We start from the raw sequence: 15,556 nt of genomic DNA, 5'->3' as shown, positions 1-15,556 counted from the left end.
GACCGCCGCCGACGCCGGCGGAGACGTCCGGGGCGCGCGGCGGCACGTCCTCGGCGCGGGGCTCCCGCCCGCGTCGGACGCTCACCGCCCGGCCCCGCTCCCCTCCGATCCGCGGGTGGGCGAGGCCCCCGTCGGACGCGCCTCCTCCGGCACGGACCGACGACCGCGGGCCCGGCCGGCCGTGCGAGGTGTCTAGGCCGTCGGACGGCCCAGGGCGCGGAAGGACCAGCCCGCCTTGCGCCACAGCGCCGGGTCCAGCGTGTTGCGGCCGTCCAGGATGCGCCGCTCGGCCACGACCTCGCCCAACACCTGCGGGTCCAGCTCCCGGAACTCGCGCCACTCCGTCAGGTGCAGCACCACGTTCGCCCCGCGCACCGCCTCCAGCGCGCTGTCGGCGTAGCCCAGGGTGGGGAAGACCCGTCGGGCGTTCTCCATCCCCTTGGGGTCGTAGACCATCACCTGTCCGCCCTGGAGGTGGATCTGCCCGGCGACGTTCAGCGCGGGCGAGTCCCGCACGTCGTCGGAGTCGGGCTTGAAGGTCGCGCCCAGCACCGCCACCCGCTGCCCCAGGAAGGTGCCGCCGACCGTCTCGCGGGCCAGCTCCACCATGTGGGAGCGGCGGCGCATGTTGATCGAGTCGACCTCGCGGAGGAAGGTCAGCGCCTGGTCGGCGCCCAGCTCGCCCGCCCGGGCCATGAACGCGCGGATGTCCTTGGGCAGACAGCCGCCGCCGAAGCCGATGCCGGCGCGCAGGAACTTCCGCCCGATCCGATCGTCGTACCCGATCGCCTCCGCCAGCTTCACCACGTCGCCGCCGGCCGCCTCGCAGACCTCGGCCATGGCGTTGATGAACGAGATCTTGGTCGCGAGGAAGGAATTGGCCGCCGTTTTCACCAGCTCGGCGGTGGGGAAGTCGGTGACGACGAACGGCGAGCCCTCCGACACCGGCTTCGCGTACACCTCGCGCAACAGCTCCTCCGCCCGCTCCGAGCGCACCCCCACCACGATGCGGTCCGGGCGCAGGGTGTCCTCGACGGCGTAGCCCTCGCGCAGGAACTCCGGGTTCCACGCCAGCTCCGCCCCCTCGCCCGCGGGGGCCAGTTCCACCAGCCGCCGCGCCAGCCGGTCCGCGCTGCCCACCGGCACGGTGGACTTGCCGACCACCAGCGCGGGCCGCGTCAGGTGCGGGGCCAGCGAGTCCACCGCGCTGTCCACGTAGGACATGTCACAGGCGTACTCGCCCTGCTTCTGGGGGGTGTTCACACAGATGAAGTGGACGTCGCCGAACGCGCCGACCTCCTCCCAGGAGGTGGTGAAGCGCAGCCGCCCGGTCGACCCCTCCACGCCCGCGACGTGGCGGCGCAGCAGCTCCTCCAGCCCCGGCTCGTAGAACGGCACCCGCCCGGCGGACAGCGTCTCGATCTTCTCGGCCACCACGTCCAGGCCCAGCACCTCGAAGCCCAGTTCGGCCATGGCGGCGGCGTGTGTCACGCCGAGGTAACCGGTGCCGATCACGGTGATTCTGAGGGCCATGGACTGCTCCTGGGAGAAGGGCGAGGTGCTGTCCGCGAGCATAACCGGCCGGTGCCGTGGCCAGTGTCGGCAAAGTCATGTATCCAAGGGAGCCGGGGGAACGGGCCCCGCACTAGAATTGTGTTACTTAACGGTAGTTAGCAGAACCGCATCCAGGGAGTGAGACACCGTGGCGGGATCGACCGATTTCGACCTCTACCGGCCGTCCGAAGAGCACGAGATGCTCCGCGAGTCGGTGCGCTCGCTCGCCGAGGCGAAGATCGCACCCTTCGCCGCCGAGGTGGACGAGCAGGGCCGCTTCCCCCAGGAGGCCCTGGACGCCCTGGTCGCCAACGACCTGCACGCCGTCCACGTGCCCGAGACCTACGGCGGCGCGGGCGCCGACGCCCTCGCGACCGTCATCGTGATCGAGGAGGTCGCCCGCGTCTGCGCCTCCTCCTCCCTGATCCCGGCCGTCAACAAGCTCGGCTCGCTCCCGGTGATCCTCTCCGGCTCCGAGGAGCTGAAGCGGAAGTACCTCGCCCCGCTGGCCAAGGGCGACGCGATGTTCTCCTACTGCCTCTCCGAGCCGGAGGCCGGCTCGGACGCCGCGGGAATGAAGACCCGCGCCGTGCGCGACGGCGACACCTGGGTCCTCAACGGCGTCAAGCGCTGGATCACCAACGCCGGCGTCAGCGAGTACTACACGGTGATGGCCGTCACCGACCCCGAGAAGCGCTCCAAGGGCATCTCGGCCTTCGTCGTGGAGAAGGGCGACGAGGGCGTCTCCTTCGGCGCCCCGGAGAAGAAGCTCGGCATCAAGGGCTCCCCGACCCGCGAGGTCTACTTCGACAACGTCCGCATCCCCGCCGACCGCATGATCGGCGAGGAGGGCACCGGCTTCGCCACCGCGATGAAGACCCTGGACCACACCCGCATCACCATCGCGGCCCAGGCCCTCGGCATCGCCCAGGGCGCCCTCGACTACGCCAAGGGCTACGTCAAGGAGCGCAAGCAGTTCGGCAAGGCCATCGCCGACTTCCAGGGCATCCAGTTCATGCTCGCCGACATGGCGATGAAGCTGGAGGCCGCCCGCCAGCTCACCTACGCCGCCGCCGCCCGCTCCGAGCGCGTCACCCTCGGCGCCGACGGCAGGTCCGAGAGCCTGACCTTCTACGGCGCCGCCGCCAAGTGCTTCGCCTCGGACGTCGCCATGGAGATCACCACGGACGCGGTCCAGCTCCTGGGCGGCTACGGCTACACCCGCGACTACCCGGTCGAGCGGATGATGCGCGACGCCAAGATCACGCAGATCTACGAGGGCACGAACCAGGTCCAGCGGATCGTGATGTCCCGCAACCTGCCGTAAGGCCGCCGCAGGGCGGAGCTTCCCGCGCAGCGGCGCGTGTCCGCGGCTCAGGGGCGTCCTCCGGGGCGCCCCTGAGCCTTTGGGACCCTCGTCCCCGGTGCGCCCCACCCGGGCCTCGGCCGGCCGGAGGACCGGCCGAGGAGGCCGGGTTCGGGACCGGTGGGGAGTCGCGCGCTCAGTCGCCCTTGACCGTGACCTTCTCGCCGTTCTTGAGCTGGTCGACCAGGAGCCTGACCCTCTCCATGTCCCACTTGAGCGAGCCCTGCGGGGCACTGCCGGCGATCGGCATGTTCATCGAGGTGCCCTCGCCGCTCGTGACGCCCTTCATGGCCCAGAACATCGAGGCGAGGTCGAACAGGCCCATGTCCTCGTCCACGATCAGGGTGTCCAGGCCCGCGCTCATCGTCGGGTAGAGCCTGAAGGGGTTGAGGATCGTGGCGGGGGTGGCGGTCTGGTCGGCCAGGGCGGCCAGGAACTTCTGCTGGTTCTTGGTGCGCTCCAGGTCGCTGCCGGCCTCGTAGCGGTTGCGGACGAAGGCCAGGGCCTCGGCGCCGTCGAGCGTCTGACGGCCCTTCTTGAAGTCGGCGCCGGACTTCTCGTCCTTGATGTCGCGGGGGATGTCCATCTCCACGCCGCCGACCGCGTCCACGATCTCGGCGAAGCCGCCGAAGCCTATCTCCGCGTAGTGGTCGATGCGCAGGCCGGTGTTGTACTCGATGGTGCGGACCAGCAGCGTGGCGCCGTCCATGGAGTACGCCGCGTTGAGCTTGCGCGCGCCGGGCGAGGGGAAGTCCTTGCCGCTCTCGGAGCCGGTGAACTCCGGGATGGTGACCCAGGAGTCGCGCGGCAGCGAGATCATCGTGGTCCCCTGGTCGCCGACGTGCAGGAGGATCATCGAGTCGGTGCGCTTGCCGTCGGCCGAGCCGGTGTGCAGCTCCTTCTTCCTCTCGTCGGACAGACCCTCGCGGCTGTCGGAGCCCACGATCAGGTACGTGGTGCCCTCGCCCTCCTCCGGCCGGTCCTTCACGATGCCGAGGTCGACCTCGCGGCGCAGCTTGGAGTCGGCCCAGAAGTAGGTGCCGATCGACCAGACGAGCGCCACGACCAGGAAGGTGATCAGACCGACCTTGATCCGCCGGCCCCAGTCGACGGGGCGGGCACCGCCGCGGCCCGGGTCTCCGTGACCCGTACCGCGCCGGCCCGGACCGCCGTAGCCGGAACCGGCGTAGACCTGGCCGGTGTTGTAACCGGAGTCGTAGCCCGCGTGGCCGCCGTGGCCGCCGTGCTGATGGGTCGGCATGACACGCGTCGGGTCCGGGTGCGGGCGGGCGCTGCCGCCGTTGGGCCAGTCAGTCATGGAAGGCAGTGTGCCCCCTCCGGTCGGGTGAGGCCCAGACAAGGGGACGAAACGGGAGGACGTCTGTTGCAGAGATGATGCATTGCGAGGCGGCTCCGGACGGGCGCTTAGGGTGGAGGGCATGACCACTCACGCCCAGGCTCCCCAGCACGAACTGCCGGGCAAGCCGACATCCGTGTCCCGGATCACACTGTCCCGCATCATGACGGCCAACGACACCAACCTCCTCGGCACCGTCCACGGCGGCGTGATCATGAAACTGGTCGACGACGCGGCGGGCGCGGTGGCCGGGCGGCACTCGGGCGGTCCGGCGGTCACGGCGTCGATGGACGAGATGGTCTTCCTGGAGCCGGTCCGGGTGGGCGATCTGGTCCATGTGAAGGCGCAGGTGAACTGGACGGGCCGGACCTCGATGGAGGTCGGTGTGCGGGTGATGGCCGAGCGCTGGAACGAGTCCACCCCGGCCACCCAGGTCGCCTCGGCCTATCTGGTGTTCACCGCGGTGGACGAGAGCGGCAAGCCGCGGCCCGTGCCGCCGGTGGTCCCCGAGACCGAACGGGACGAGCGGCGTTGGCAGGAGGCGCAGATCCGGCGCACCCACCGGCTCGCCCGCCGTCGGGCCATCAAGGAGCTGCGCGACCGGCGGACGGCGGAGGGCGTGCTCGACGACTAGGCGCGGCGCGGCCGGGCGGAGGCGGGGGCCGACGCGGGGGCCGACGGCGGGTCAGTCGGGGCGCGGGCAGGTGACCTTGTCGCCCGTGACCGCCGGGGCGCTCTTCTCCGGCTTCCGCGGCTCCGCCTCCTCCGACTCCCTCTCCCGCGCCGTCTCCGCCGCCGTCTCCGACTCCGTCGCCGTCCCCGTCTCCGGGGTGTCGGGACGCGGCCGTACCCGCCGCACCCGGTTGTGCTCCGTGCCGACCGTGACCTTCATCACCCGTCCCTGGCCCTCGGTCTCCCGCAGCCGGGCGCCGGGGAGCGCGGCGGCCAGGGCGCGTGCCGAGCGGTCCCACTCGGGGTCGTAGTGGATGACCGTCTCCCGGACGTCCTGCCGTTCGGCGGCGCGCGGGATGCCGGTGGTGTCGAAGCCGGTGGCGCGCAGTTCCCGGTCCACCCAGGCGCCGAGGTTGGCGACGGTGGTGCCGTTCTCGACCTGGACGCGGACGGTCTTCGGGTCCACGTCGACCGGCAGGGGTTCGGCCGGCCGGGACCTTCCCTCCCGGCCGGCCTTCTCGCCGGGCCTCTCCGGGTTCTTCTCGTCCGGGTCCTTCGCGTGCGCCGCCCCGCCGGTCGCCAGCGGACGGTCCTGGCGGAGCGCGGCGAACAGCCTCTCGGCGGCCTCGTGGTCCCAGACCACCGTCGAGCCGATGCCGGGCACGTTGTGGTCGGGGTCGGCGACCGGCACCGAGGCGAACTCCGAGGAGGCGGCCGTGAAGCCGTGCATGGCCCGTCCGAGGGCGATCATCTCGTCGGTGCCGAACTCGGGGTCGGCGCGCATCGAACCGAGCAGGGCGGAGGCGACCCGGTTGAGCCGCGCGGGGTTCATCAGCACGCCGCTCCGGGTGGCCTCGTTGATGACGGAGGCCAGGAAGCGCTGTTGGCGTTTGATGCGGCCGAGGTCGCCGTCGGGGTCGACGTGCCGGGCGCGTACGTACTGCAGGGCCTGGCCGCCGCCCAGCCGGGTGGTGCCGGCCGGCAGGTCGAGGCCGCTGTGGCTGTCGTGCAGCGGCCGTGTGGTGCACACCGGCACCCCGCCGAGGGCGTCGACGGTGCGCATGAAGCTGGTGAAGCCCACTTCCAGGTAGTGGTCGATGCGCACCCCCGTCATCTTCTCGACGGTGCGGACGGTCAGGCTGGGGCCGCCGATCGCGTAGGCGGCGTTGATCTTTCCGGTGCGGTCCGTGCGGTGCTCCCCGGTGGCGGGGTCGGTGTGCTCGGGGAACTCGGTGTAGGAGTCGCGGGGGATGCTCACGACGCTGGCCCGGTCCCGGTCGGCGGAGAGGTGCACGAGCATGATCGTGTCGGTGCAGTTGCAGGGGGTCCCGCCGAGGGAGTACCGCCGTTTCTCCTCCTCGGTGACGGTGTCGCGGTCGTCGGTGCCGACGACCAGGAAGTTGGTGCCGTCGCCGACCGCGGGCCGGTGGCTGAGTCCGCGGAAGGGGTCCACTCGTTCCAGCCGGGTGTCCAGGCGGCTGACCACCGCCTGACCGATGCCGCCGGCCAGCAGCACCATCGCCGAGACGGCCGTGGCCGTCCGCGTTCCCCAGCGGGACAGGACGCTCCGCTTGGGCCGGGGGCGGGCGTGGCGACCGCGCTGACGGGACCGTGCGGGCATCGGAGAACCACCTCCGTGGCGGTGGGGGCCGGGAAGGGGCCAACATAGGCCCATACGATCTACGGACTGCGGCCACACGCCGTCCGAGGCCCGCGGCCCACCCGGCTGCCGTGCAAGACGCTCACCCGTTCGCGGTACCGTGGCCCGGTGACGTCTCCAGCCGAATCCCCCTCCCCGGCCGCGGCGCCGCCCGCGGTCTCCGTGATCATGCCGGTGCTCAACGAGGAGCGGTACCTGCGCAGCTCCGTGCGGCACATCCTGGAGCAGGAGTACGCCGGTGAGCTGGAAGTCGTGATCGCCCTCGGTCCCTCGGAGGACCGCACCGACGAGATCGCCGCCGAACTGGTCCGCGAGGACCCGCGGGTGCGCACGGTGCCCAACCCCAGCGGCCGCACCCCCGCGGGGCTCAACGCCGCCATCGCCGCCTCCCGCCATCCGATCGTGGTGCGCGTGGACGGGCACGGCATGCTCTCGCCGAACTACATCGCGACCGCCGTGCGGCTGCTGGAGGAGACCGGCGCGGCGAACGTCGGCGGCATCATGCACGCCGAGGGCGAGAACGACTGGGAGAAGGCGGTGGCCGCCGCCATGACCTCGCGCATCGGCGTCGGCAACGCGGCGTTCCACACCGGCGGCGAGGCCGGCGAGGCCGAGACGGTCTACCTGGGCGTCTTCCGCCGCGAGGTGCTGGAGCGGCTGGGCGGCTACAACGAGGAGTTCATCCGGGCGCAGGACTGGGAGCTGAACTACCGCATCCGTCAGGACGGCGGGCTGGTCTGGTTCTCGCCGGAGCTGCTGGTCTCCTACCGCCCGCGCCCGAGCATGCGCGCCCTGGCCAAGCAGTACCGCAACTACGGCCGCTGGCGGCACGTGGTGGCCCGCTACCACTCCGGCTCGATCAACCTGCGCTACCTGGCGCCGCCCGCGGCCGTGGTGGCCATCGCGGCGGGCGTGGTGGTGGGCGCGCTGGTCACGCCGTGGGGCCTGGTCGTCCCGGCGGGCTACCTCGCGGCGATCACCGCGGGATCGATTCCGGCGGGCAGGGGGCTGCCGCTGAAGGCGCGGGTGCGGATTCCGCTCGCGCTGGCCACCATGCACATGTCGTGGGGCTGGGGCTTCCTGACCAGCCCGCGCAAGCTGGCGGAGAAGGTGAAGGCCGGCCGGCGGGGCCCGGTGACCACCGTACGGGCGGATACATAGCAGATGAGGTGTGCGGCGCGGCCTTCGTCGATGGGCTGTGGGCGAATCGGCGAAGGCCGCGGGAAGCGGCAGCCTCCGTTGGGAGGCCGTCCGTCAGTAGGAGGCTGTCCCCACGACGGTCATGTCCGACGGCATCTTTGGCGTACGCGGCCAGAACCTTGTCCTTCTCAGGGGGCAGACGATGGCCGGCCGGTGTCGTCCACCGTATGGACCTGCCGGGGGTTCGGCACGGTCGGACCCCGCGAGACTGCTGTGCTGGTCAGCCGCGGTGATCTTTCCAGGTGATGTAGGTGTCCCCGGACTCCTTGCCATAGCGGACGTGGCCGCCCCCGTCCACGCAGGTGGCGCGGGCATACACGTGCGCCGGGCCTGCGTGGAATGTGTACCACCCCTCGTCCTCCCAGGAGGACGATGAAGAGGTCTTCAGCTTGCCCCCGATCCACCGCTGCTCGCCGGTGTTGTTGACCGTCACCGCGCAGTTGTGGCCGTTGGAGGAGCTGTAGGTCAGGTACACCGTTCCGTTGCCGTTCACGCCATCGAGGCCGCCCGGTGCTCAGGACGAGAAGGGTTCACTGACAGCCGACCGACGGAAAGCCGCAGGGCCCGTCAGCCGCAGTGGTCGTCGTAATTGATCTGAGTGTAGTTGGAATTGACTCGCCCGCCCCAGTCGACACAGCTGCCCGGAGCGTACTGATAGACGGGGCCCGCGTAATACTTGTAAAGCCCCGAATCCTCTTCGTTGTATTTCCAAACTGTGTCGTTTCTGGAGATGCGCAGGTTGGCCGACATGACCATTGCGGTGCCCGGATGATTGCTGACGGTCACTACGCAGTTGTAGCCATTGGATCCGTTGTACGTGAGGTATACGGTCCCGTCGGAGACGTTCATGGAATCGATCACGCTGTAGCCGGACCCGCAGGCGCCGTTATAGGAAGCGGCTTGAGCGGTGCCGGTGGTGAGGGCCGTCCCGGCAACCGTGAGGCCGAGGACGGCGGTAACGGAGCCAAGTCTCCTGTAAAAATTCATAATTGACCTCCTGTCAGTTCTGTGGATGATCGTGCCGGTGGAGTGGAGGCCGGGCAACACCTTCTCGTGTGGCATGTGTCACACGACCTGTGTGCCGGTGCGCGGCGCCAGGCAGGAGGACAACGTGCGGCCAGGCCGGCACAACCGGCTCGTCCGCGGCCGGCCTGTCGGTGGGGATCAGCGTTCCGTCGACGATGACGAAGTCTCCCTCGCCCAAGTCCACCAGGGCCTCGTGCAGCCCCGGCGCCCAGGCGGCCAGGACCTCGATGACCAGGCCGTTTCATCCCCGCGGCACAGGATGAAAGAGGTTCGCCATGCTCTTCGGTGGTGTGGGCGTGCGCGCCCATCCGCGTAGTCCCCCCGCTGCTGTGTCCCCCCGCGATGGCTTGGACGAGCTCAGTGGCGGCCACGTCCCGGAAACAGCGGCGCCCGTTGCCGACCCGCACGCCTCGATGCGGTCGGACGCGAGTGTTGGGAACCTTGGCTCCGGAAACTTTTCCGGGCCGTCTTCGCCGGAGGGCATCCGTTCGCCGTCGTCGAGGACGTGGACCGCGCAAGGCGGATCCGTGGTGGCTCTTCGACGGGAGGAGGGCACTGGCCCTTCGGCGCACCTCGTTACCAGGTGAAGCTCCGGTTTACTCGCATACAGGCCTCGGTGTCCCCGCCATTGAGGGCGCGTGCCGATTCCGGTGCCCCGCGGTCCTCCGCCGCCTCCTTCGTCCTGGGGTATGTCACCCCGGCGCGCCAGTCGGCGCCGATCACCAGGGTGATCCCCTCGGCGTCGGCGGAGCGCCGCACGGCCCGCTCGGGCAGTCCGAGGGCCTTGGCGACGGCCAGGGCGTCGCCGCGCCGGTCCTCGTCCGCGTACGACAGGGTGGTGTTCGCCTGGGAGACGGACGTCGGGTCGGCGGTGGCCCGGGTGAAGCCGAGCCGGTGCAGCCGGTCGGTGAGGACGGCGGCGCGGCCGTCGACGGGCGCCAGGGTGGTGGAGCCGGTGCCGTTCCTGACCCGCACCGGGATGCGGTCGCTGGGGGCGGCCGGGTCCTCGGTCCCCTTCTCGGCGCCCTTCTCGGACTTCGCGTCCTTGCCGTCGAGGGCGATGTCGTCGCGGATGAGCGAGAACACCTCCTCGGCCTCGCCGGGCTTGGGCACCACGTAGCTGCCGCCGTCGGAGTACTCCCACGGCATGGTGGCCATGGTGATCCGGTCGGTGGGGACCTGCTTGAGCTCGTTCGCCAGGTCGTAGAGGTCCTTGACGGTGTCGATGCCCTCGTCGACGGTGAGGGCCTTGGTGGCCGCCTCGGCGAGGGACCGCAGCTTGCCCGGATCGGTGAGCTTGGTGCCCGCCTTGAGCCGGCGCACCATCGAGTTCATGTACATGTGCTGGGCCTTGGCCCGGCCGATGTCCGAACCGTCCTCGAAACCGTGCCGGGTGCGCAGCCACTGCAGGGCCTGCTCGCCGGTGACGGTGGTGGTCCCCTTCTTCAGGCGGAGGCCCGACCGCCGGTCGTGGACGTTGGCGTCCACGCAGACGGGGACGCCTCCGACGGCGTCGGCCATGTCCACCACACCCGCGAAGTCGATCATCATGAAGTGGTCGATCGGGATGCCGGTCAGTTCCATCCAGGTGGCGACCGTGCAACCCGGACCGCCGTGCTGGAGACTGGAGTTGATCCTGTCGACGGTCCGGGGGTGGACCGTGCCGTCCTCGGGGTCGGTGCACTCGGGGATGGTGACCTTGGTGTCCCGGGGGATGCTGAGCACCGACATGCTGTCGCGGTCGGCCGAGAGGTGGAGCAGCATCTGCACGTCGGCGAGGGGCTTGCGGTCCGCATCGTCCCGGGCGCCGCCGAGCTCGACGTTCCGCCGGGAGCCGCGGCTGTCGGAGCCCAGCAGCAGGATGTTGACGGGGGACCGGCCGTTGGCGTCCGTGCCGTGCCGGAGCTGCTCGCCGCCGAGGTTGAGGGGCTTCCGGGTGAGGTTGCCGTTGAGGTGCTCGTAGTAGAAGTAGCCGACGCCCGCCGTGCCGAGGATCAGCACCGACAGGCCGAGGGCCGTCCAGCGCAGCACCCGCTTGCCGCGGCGCGGGATCCGGGGCCGGTCGCGCCGCGAACCGTCCGGGCCCTGGGGACCCTTGGGGCCGTGTCCATTCCGGGACGCGGGGGCCGCCGGGCGGTCGGAGCCGGCGCTTTCGCCCGCGGGCGCGTCGGCGTCCGTGCCGTCCCCCTCCGGCCCGTCGTACAGGCTGTCGTTCCAGCCGAAGTCCTCTGCCCGGGGGACGCGCCTGTGCGCTCCCTCGCCCCGTACGGCGCTGTGCCCCAACGGGTTTTCCTCCCCCATGTCGTTCAGTCGGCGCCGAGGGCGCGGTGTACGGGCCTCACCCGGCGCATATCTGCTTGTCGGCTTCCATCTGCGGGATGCCCTCCGGCGCCTTCGTCGGGGCGGCGATGGGAACTCCGGCTCCCTTGAAGTCGGCGCCCAGCGTCAGGGTCATCGGCTCCAGCGGCTCAGCGTCCTCGGTGCCCTGCTTCAGGGCGGAGGCGGGCAGACCCATGAGGTCCGCGAGCTTGCGGGCCTGGTCGGCCTGGTTGGGCGCGAACTCCAGGGTCGTCTTGGCGATCTTCTTCGGCGCGTTGCCGCCGTTGCTGGACTTCAGCACGCCCTGGGAGTTCTGCAGCCAGGTGAGCGTCGTCTGGGCGGCCCCGGCGGTGTCCCCGCCGTTGAGGACCTCGACCCGCACATCGGACGCCGCGGCCCGCTCGCCCTTGAGCAGCGCCTCCTGCTCCTTCTTGGCCTTGTCCTTGGCGGCCTTCTCCTTCTTCTCCACCTCGGTGAGGGAGACGTCGTTCTGCAGCATCGAGAACAGCGGACGCGCCTTGGCTTCGTCGAGGACGACGGTGGCCTTGACCACCTCCGCGGGGTTGTCTTTCACCGGCAGGGTGACGAAGGAGATGTTCTTGGTGTTGATCCCGCTGATTTCCTGACCGAATTGGGTCAGCTTCTTGATGGTGCCTATGCCGGTGTCCACCGTCAGCGCCTTGGTGACGGCCTCGGCCAGTTTCCACATCTTGCCGGGGTCGGTGAGGGTGTCGTTGGACTTGAGCTTGCGGATCATCGAACTCAGGAACTGCTGCTGGACCTTGATGCGGTCCAGGTCGCTGCTGTTGCCGAAGCTCTTCCGGGTACGGACGAAGGCCAGGGCGTCCTCGCCCATGATGGTGCTCTTGCCCGCGGGCAGGTCCAGATGGGACTTGGGGTCCTTGACGGGTTTCTCCAGGCAGACCTCGACGCCGCCGATCGCGGTGGTCAGCGTCTTGACGGCGTTGAAGTCGGCCATCATGAAGTGGTGGACGTCCAGGCCCGTCAGTTCCTTGACGGTCCGCATGGTGCAGCCCGGGTCGCGGCCCTCCTGTCCGAGGCTGTTGTTGAACCGGGTGCCCGGCGTGCCCGGAATGATCTCGGTGGAGCCGTCCGCCTGCTTGGTGGGGCAGTCGGGGATGTCGGTGATCAGGTCCCGGGGGATGCTCAGGACGGTCGCGTTGGTGCGGTCCTCGGAGACGTGGAAGAGGAACGTGGTGTCGGCGTGGCCGCCGCTGCCGTTGTCCCCGTAGCCCTCGTTGCCCTTGCCGGTGCGCTTGTCGGTGCCGATCAGCAGGATGTTGATCGGGCCGCCCTGGCCGAAACCGCCGTCGCCCGCGGTGCCGACGTCGACCGTGCTGATGTTGCCGTTGAAGTGCTGGTAGGTGAAGTAGGCGGCGGCCGAGGTGCCGACGAGCAGGAAGGCCGTCACGCCGCCGGTCCACAGCAGCGCCTTCTTCTTCCGGGACTTCTTCGGCTTGGGCTTGCGCCGGCTGCTCGACCTGCCGCCCGTCGGGCCGTCGCCTCCGGACGGGCCGCCGCCCGGCGGGCCGTCCGCCGCGCGCCTGCGACGCTGCCGCGGCACCTCGCCGCGGGGAGGTGCCGCGCTCCGGCTCGCCGCCCGGGAGCCCGCCGCCCGGGAGCCCGCGGCGCGGGAGCCGGGCGTACGGGGGGTGGAGGAGCCGGACGGCGGGGAAGAGGGGGAAGAGGGGGAATCGGAAGACGACGGCGAGGCGGAGGAAGCTCGCGCTTCGGTGGAAGGCATTCGCAGTCTGTAGTCACCGGTGTTCGGGTCGAACACCCACTGGTCTGCGGGGTCGATGTCACCCGCCCGCCCACGGCTTTGCGCGTCCACGGTTGCCTGGATCCTCCGTCGGTGCCACGCAGCGCCCTTCCCTCGGGGTGTCAAGGCGCCTGGTCAGTCATCGTGCGGTGCGCAGCGGCCTGGACGAGCGCACCGGGTTGCACACACTATCTGGGACAGCCCGGTGGGGAGCACCCCTGTTGGCAAGTTCCCTTCTTCGCCAAACGGGCATTCCGTTTCATTTCTTCAAGCCAATCGGTGTGCTGTTTCTCTCGGGAGCCCGTTCAGCCGCATGGATTTCCGGCCACGGACGTCTGTTGTCCGGACGACGGCGAGGCGGTCGGTTCCGGCAGCCCGGTCCCGGCGTTCGGCGCCGCGAAGCCGGCCTTGGACACGCCCGCCCCGGTCGCCGAGGGGGAGGGGGTGCCCGGAGCGGTCGTCTCCGGGGAGCCGGACTCCGCGTCGGAGGGCTCCGGCTCCGGCACCGGCTCGTCGTTGCGCAACGCCGTGAACAGGCGGTCGGCGTCCGGCTGCACCAACTCGTCGCGGTTGGGGTTGTAGGTGTACGGCTGCCGTGGCGCGGTCATGAACCGCACCCGGTCCGCCGGGACGTCCCGCACGCTGTCCACCAGATCGTAGAGCTCGGAGAGGGAGTCCAGTCCGGGGTCGGCGGTGAGGGAGGACGTCACCGCGTCCAGCACCGAGTAGAGCTTGGACGGGTCCGTCAGGATGCCCTCGTCGTGCACCTTGCGCACCAGCAGGGAGAGGAACTCCTGCTGTCGGGCCATCCGTTGGGTGTCGCTGCCGTCGCCGATGCCCTTGCGGGTGCGGACGTAGCCGAGCGCCTGCTCGCCGTCGAGCGTCTGGGGACCCGCGTCCAGGGTGAGCTGGGCGTCCGGGTCGTCCACCGGCTCGGCCAGGCACACCTCGACGCCGCCGACCGCGTCCACCAGCTTGGTGAAGCCGGTGAAGTCCACCACGACGTGGTGGTCCACGCGGATGCCGGTCAGCTTCTCGACGGTGCGGATCGTGCACCCCGCGCCGCCGAGCTGGAAGGCCCAGTTGAACTGCGCGAACCGCGGCTCGACGGTGGTGCCGTCCGGCCGCTCGCACGCGGGGATCTCCACCATCAGGTCGCGCGGTATCGACACCCCGGTGGCGCTGGAGCGGTCGGCGGACAGGTGCAGCAGGATCGTGGTGTCCGAGCGCTGGGTGCCGCTGTCACGGCCGTACTTGCCGTTGTCGCCACCGCGGTCGTCGGAGCCGATGAGGAGGATGTTCTCCGCCTCGTGCACGACCGCCGCCGGTCGTTCGCTCTCGAAGCGTCGCAACTGGTTGACGGTCTCGACATCCGTGCGGATGTTGCCGTCGAGCTGGGTGTAGAGGGTCCAGACCACCCCGGCCGCCGCCAATACGGCGACCGACGCGCCCAGCGCCGTCCAGCGCAGCCAGCGGCGTCGGGGTCGGAGTGGGAGGTCGGCCGGGTGCGCACCCTCTGGTTCGGTCACGTCTGCGTTCATCCCTCGCGCGGTCGGCGGCGTGTACGCGCACAGGCGTGCGGTCGCCGGTCTCCTGTACAGACACGCGACGGGCGCGCGTGGTTGTACGGGTGGCGCGGGAAAATCCCTTGCGCGACCGGCCGTTGGGCGGTCCGTCCCGGACGCCGGAAATGCTCCGGCGTCCGGGACGGGGTCGGGCGCGCCTTCGGTACGGATCAGCCGGCCTGGTCGGCGACGTGGGTGACGCGTTCGCTCCGCACCCGTTCCTCCAGGGCCGAGGCGTCCAGGCGTTCCGCGTGGCGGCACAGCACGACCGAGCCGCCGGCGGCCAGCGGGGCGAACAGCCCGGCCGACAACCCCTCCCAGGAGTCGTACGGCAGCACCGACAGCAGCCGCGAGTCGGGGCCGAGCCCGCGCGCGGCGGCGTCGGCGCGGGCGCGCTCGACGACCTGCGCGCCGGTCAACTCCTCGCCGCCGACGACCAGCGCGGGCGCGTCCGGGTCGACGGGGGAGTACGGGGTGAAGCGGTCGCCCTGGCCCGGCACCTCGACCGCGTAGTCCCGGAAACCGTCCGGCGCCTGGGGGAAGCGGGCGCCCAGGGGGCGCAGACCGAGCGCGATCCGCTCGCCGGTGCAGGCTCGGGCCTCCTCCAGGGTGTCCGGGCCGCTGACGACGAGGTCGGCGCCCGAGACGGCGTCGGGTCCGCCGGTCAGGTCGGCGACGACCGAGGTGGAGGAGCAGGCGAGCAGCCAGACCGCGGTCTGCCAGTGGGCGGGCAGCAGCAGGGCGAGGCGGTCGCCGGGCTCGGCGGACAGCTCGTCCTGGAGGAGGTTGGACGTCTTCGCCACCCAATTGGCGAGGGTGGCGACGGAGAGTTCGACGCGCTCGCCGGTGGCGTCGTCGTAGAAGGTCACCAGCGGGCGGGCGGCGTCCGCGGCGAGCGCGGATCGCAGCAGGTCGGCGGGGGTGCGATCGGTGGTGTTCATCGGCGCCAGGGTACGCGGGCCGCCCGCCGGGGGACGCCGGGGCGGAGAGGCGTCGACGGGTGGCGAGAGGACCGGAGGGTAACGGTCCGTGACTTCCCGGTTCGACAGGGTTA

12 protein-coding genes and 1 pseudogene are annotated in these 15,556 nt (G+C 70.9%); 3 read left to right on the top strand and 10 right to left on the bottom strand.

What is annotated here, in order from left to right:
- Positions 1 to 192: 192 nt before the first annotated feature.
- A complete protein-coding gene (locus ABD335_RS22115; RefSeq protein WP_344326316.1) occupies positions 193 to 1,533 on the bottom strand; it encodes a UDP-glucose dehydrogenase family protein in 1,341 nt (446 codons plus the stop codon).
- Between the two features lie 169 nt (positions 1,534 to 1,702).
- Here ABD335_RS22115 and ABD335_RS22110 point away from each other — a divergent pair, with 169 nt between their 5' ends.
- Positions 1,703 to 2,881, top strand: coding sequence for an acyl-CoA dehydrogenase (locus ABD335_RS22110; RefSeq protein WP_344326314.1), 1,179 nt, complete (start codon positions 1,703 to 1,705; stop codon positions 2,879 to 2,881).
- A gap of 175 nt (positions 2,882 to 3,056) precedes the next feature.
- On the opposite strand, the gene ABD335_RS22105 is transcribed toward ABD335_RS22110, so the two are convergent.
- Positions 3,057 to 4,238, bottom strand: a complete 1,182-nt coding sequence (locus tag ABD335_RS22105; RefSeq protein ID WP_425583710.1) for an LCP family protein — start codon at positions 4,236 to 4,238, stop codon at positions 3,057 to 3,059.
- A gap of 121 nt (positions 4,239 to 4,359) precedes the next feature.
- Between ABD335_RS22105 and ABD335_RS22100 the strand changes: the two genes are divergently transcribed.
- Positions 4,360 to 4,911 carry an acyl-CoA thioesterase gene (locus ABD335_RS22100; protein WP_344326312.1) on the top strand — a complete coding sequence of 184 codons (552 nt, stop codon included), beginning with the start codon at positions 4,360 to 4,362 and terminating at the stop codon, positions 4,909 to 4,911.
- A 51-nt stretch (positions 4,912 to 4,962) separates the two neighbouring features.
- Here the strand turns inward: ABD335_RS22100 and ABD335_RS22095 are convergent, their stop codons facing one another.
- Complete coding sequence (locus tag ABD335_RS22095) at positions 4,963 to 6,570, bottom strand: LCP family protein (RefSeq protein WP_425583709.1); 1,608 nt, start codon at positions 6,568 to 6,570, stop codon at positions 4,963 to 4,965.
- 147 nt (positions 6,571 to 6,717) lie between these two features.
- On the opposite strand from ABD335_RS22095, the gene ABD335_RS22090 reads away from it, so the two are divergent.
- Positions 6,718 to 7,770 carry a glycosyltransferase family 2 protein gene (locus tag ABD335_RS22090; protein WP_344326309.1) on the top strand — a complete coding sequence of 351 codons (1,053 nt, stop codon included), beginning with the start codon at positions 6,718 to 6,720 and terminating at the stop codon, positions 7,768 to 7,770.
- 259 nt (positions 7,771 to 8,029) lie between these two features.
- On the opposite strand, the gene ABD335_RS22085 is transcribed toward ABD335_RS22090, so the two are convergent.
- The 7 genes and pseudogenes from ABD335_RS22085 to ABD335_RS22055 form a co-directional block, all read right to left on the bottom strand.
- Positions 8,030 to 8,302 (bottom strand): hypothetical protein, encoded by a 273-nt coding sequence (locus ABD335_RS22085; RefSeq protein WP_344326307.1) that lies wholly within the window; start codon positions 8,300 to 8,302, stop codon positions 8,030 to 8,032.
- Between the two features lie 74 nt (positions 8,303 to 8,376).
- A complete protein-coding gene (locus ABD335_RS22080; RefSeq protein WP_425583715.1) occupies positions 8,377 to 8,796 on the bottom strand; it encodes a spore-associated protein in 420 nt (139 codons plus the stop codon).
- A gap of 145 nt (positions 8,797 to 8,941) precedes the next feature.
- Positions 8,942 to 9,064 (bottom strand): annotated as a pseudogene (locus ABD335_RS22075) (IS5/IS1182 family transposase); the annotation flags it as partial.
- A 347-nt stretch (positions 9,065 to 9,411) separates the two neighbouring features.
- Positions 9,412 to 11,136 (bottom strand): LCP family protein, encoded by a 1,725-nt coding sequence (locus ABD335_RS22070; RefSeq protein ID WP_344326303.1) that lies wholly within the window; start codon positions 11,134 to 11,136, stop codon positions 9,412 to 9,414.
- Positions 11,137 to 11,173: 37 nt separating this feature from the next.
- Positions 11,174 to 13,009 carry an LCP family protein gene (locus ABD335_RS22065; protein WP_344326301.1) on the bottom strand — a complete coding sequence of 612 codons (1,836 nt, stop codon included), beginning with the start codon at positions 13,007 to 13,009 and terminating at the stop codon, positions 11,174 to 11,176.
- Between the two features lie 233 nt (positions 13,010 to 13,242).
- Entirely contained in the window at positions 13,243 to 14,478 is a 1,236-nt protein-coding gene (locus tag ABD335_RS22060; RefSeq protein ID WP_425583708.1) for an LCP family protein, read from the bottom strand.
- Positions 14,479 to 14,672: 194 nt separating this feature from the next.
- Entirely contained in the window at positions 14,673 to 15,443 is a 771-nt protein-coding gene (locus tag ABD335_RS22055; protein WP_344326298.1) for a TIGR03089 family protein, read from the bottom strand.
- Positions 15,444 to 15,556 lie beyond the last annotated feature (113 nt).

The organism is Streptomyces macrosporus (assembly GCF_039533145.1).
Classification (GTDB): domain Bacteria; phylum Actinomycetota; class Actinomycetes; order Streptomycetales; family Streptomycetaceae; genus Streptomyces; species Streptomyces macrosporus.
This window is presented reverse-complemented; position numbering and strand designations above follow the sequence as displayed.

Excerpts from the sequence above, each read along its gene's own strand:
- ABD335_RS22115 (WP_344326316.1), bottom strand. The coding sequence starts at position 1,533 with ATGGCCCTCAGAATCACCGTGATCGGCACCGGTTACCTCGGCGTGACA.
- ABD335_RS22105 (WP_425583710.1), bottom strand. The coding sequence starts at position 4,238 with ATGACTGACTGGCCCAACGGCGGCAGCGCCCGCCCGCACCCGGACCCG.
- ABD335_RS22100 (WP_344326312.1), top strand. The coding sequence starts at position 4,360 with ATGACCACTCACGCCCAGGCTCCCCAGCACGAACTGCCGGGCAAGCCG.
- ABD335_RS22095 (WP_425583709.1), bottom strand. The coding sequence starts at position 6,570 with ATGCCCGCACGGTCCCGTCAGCGCGGTCGCCACGCCCGCCCCCGGCCC.
- ABD335_RS22080 (WP_425583715.1), bottom strand. The coding sequence starts at position 8,796 with ATGAATTTTTACAGGAGACTTGGCTCCGTTACCGCCGTCCTCGGCCTC.
- ABD335_RS22070 (WP_344326303.1), bottom strand. The coding sequence starts at position 11,136 with ATGGGGGAGGAAAACCCGTTGGGGCACAGCGCCGTACGGGGCGAGGGA.
- ABD335_RS22060 (WP_425583708.1), bottom strand. The coding sequence starts at position 14,478 with ATGAACGCAGACGTGACCGAACCAGAGGGTGCGCACCCGGCCGACCTC.
- ABD335_RS22055 (WP_344326298.1), bottom strand. The coding sequence starts at position 15,443 with ATGAACACCACCGATCGCACCCCCGCCGACCTGCTGCGATCCGCGCTC.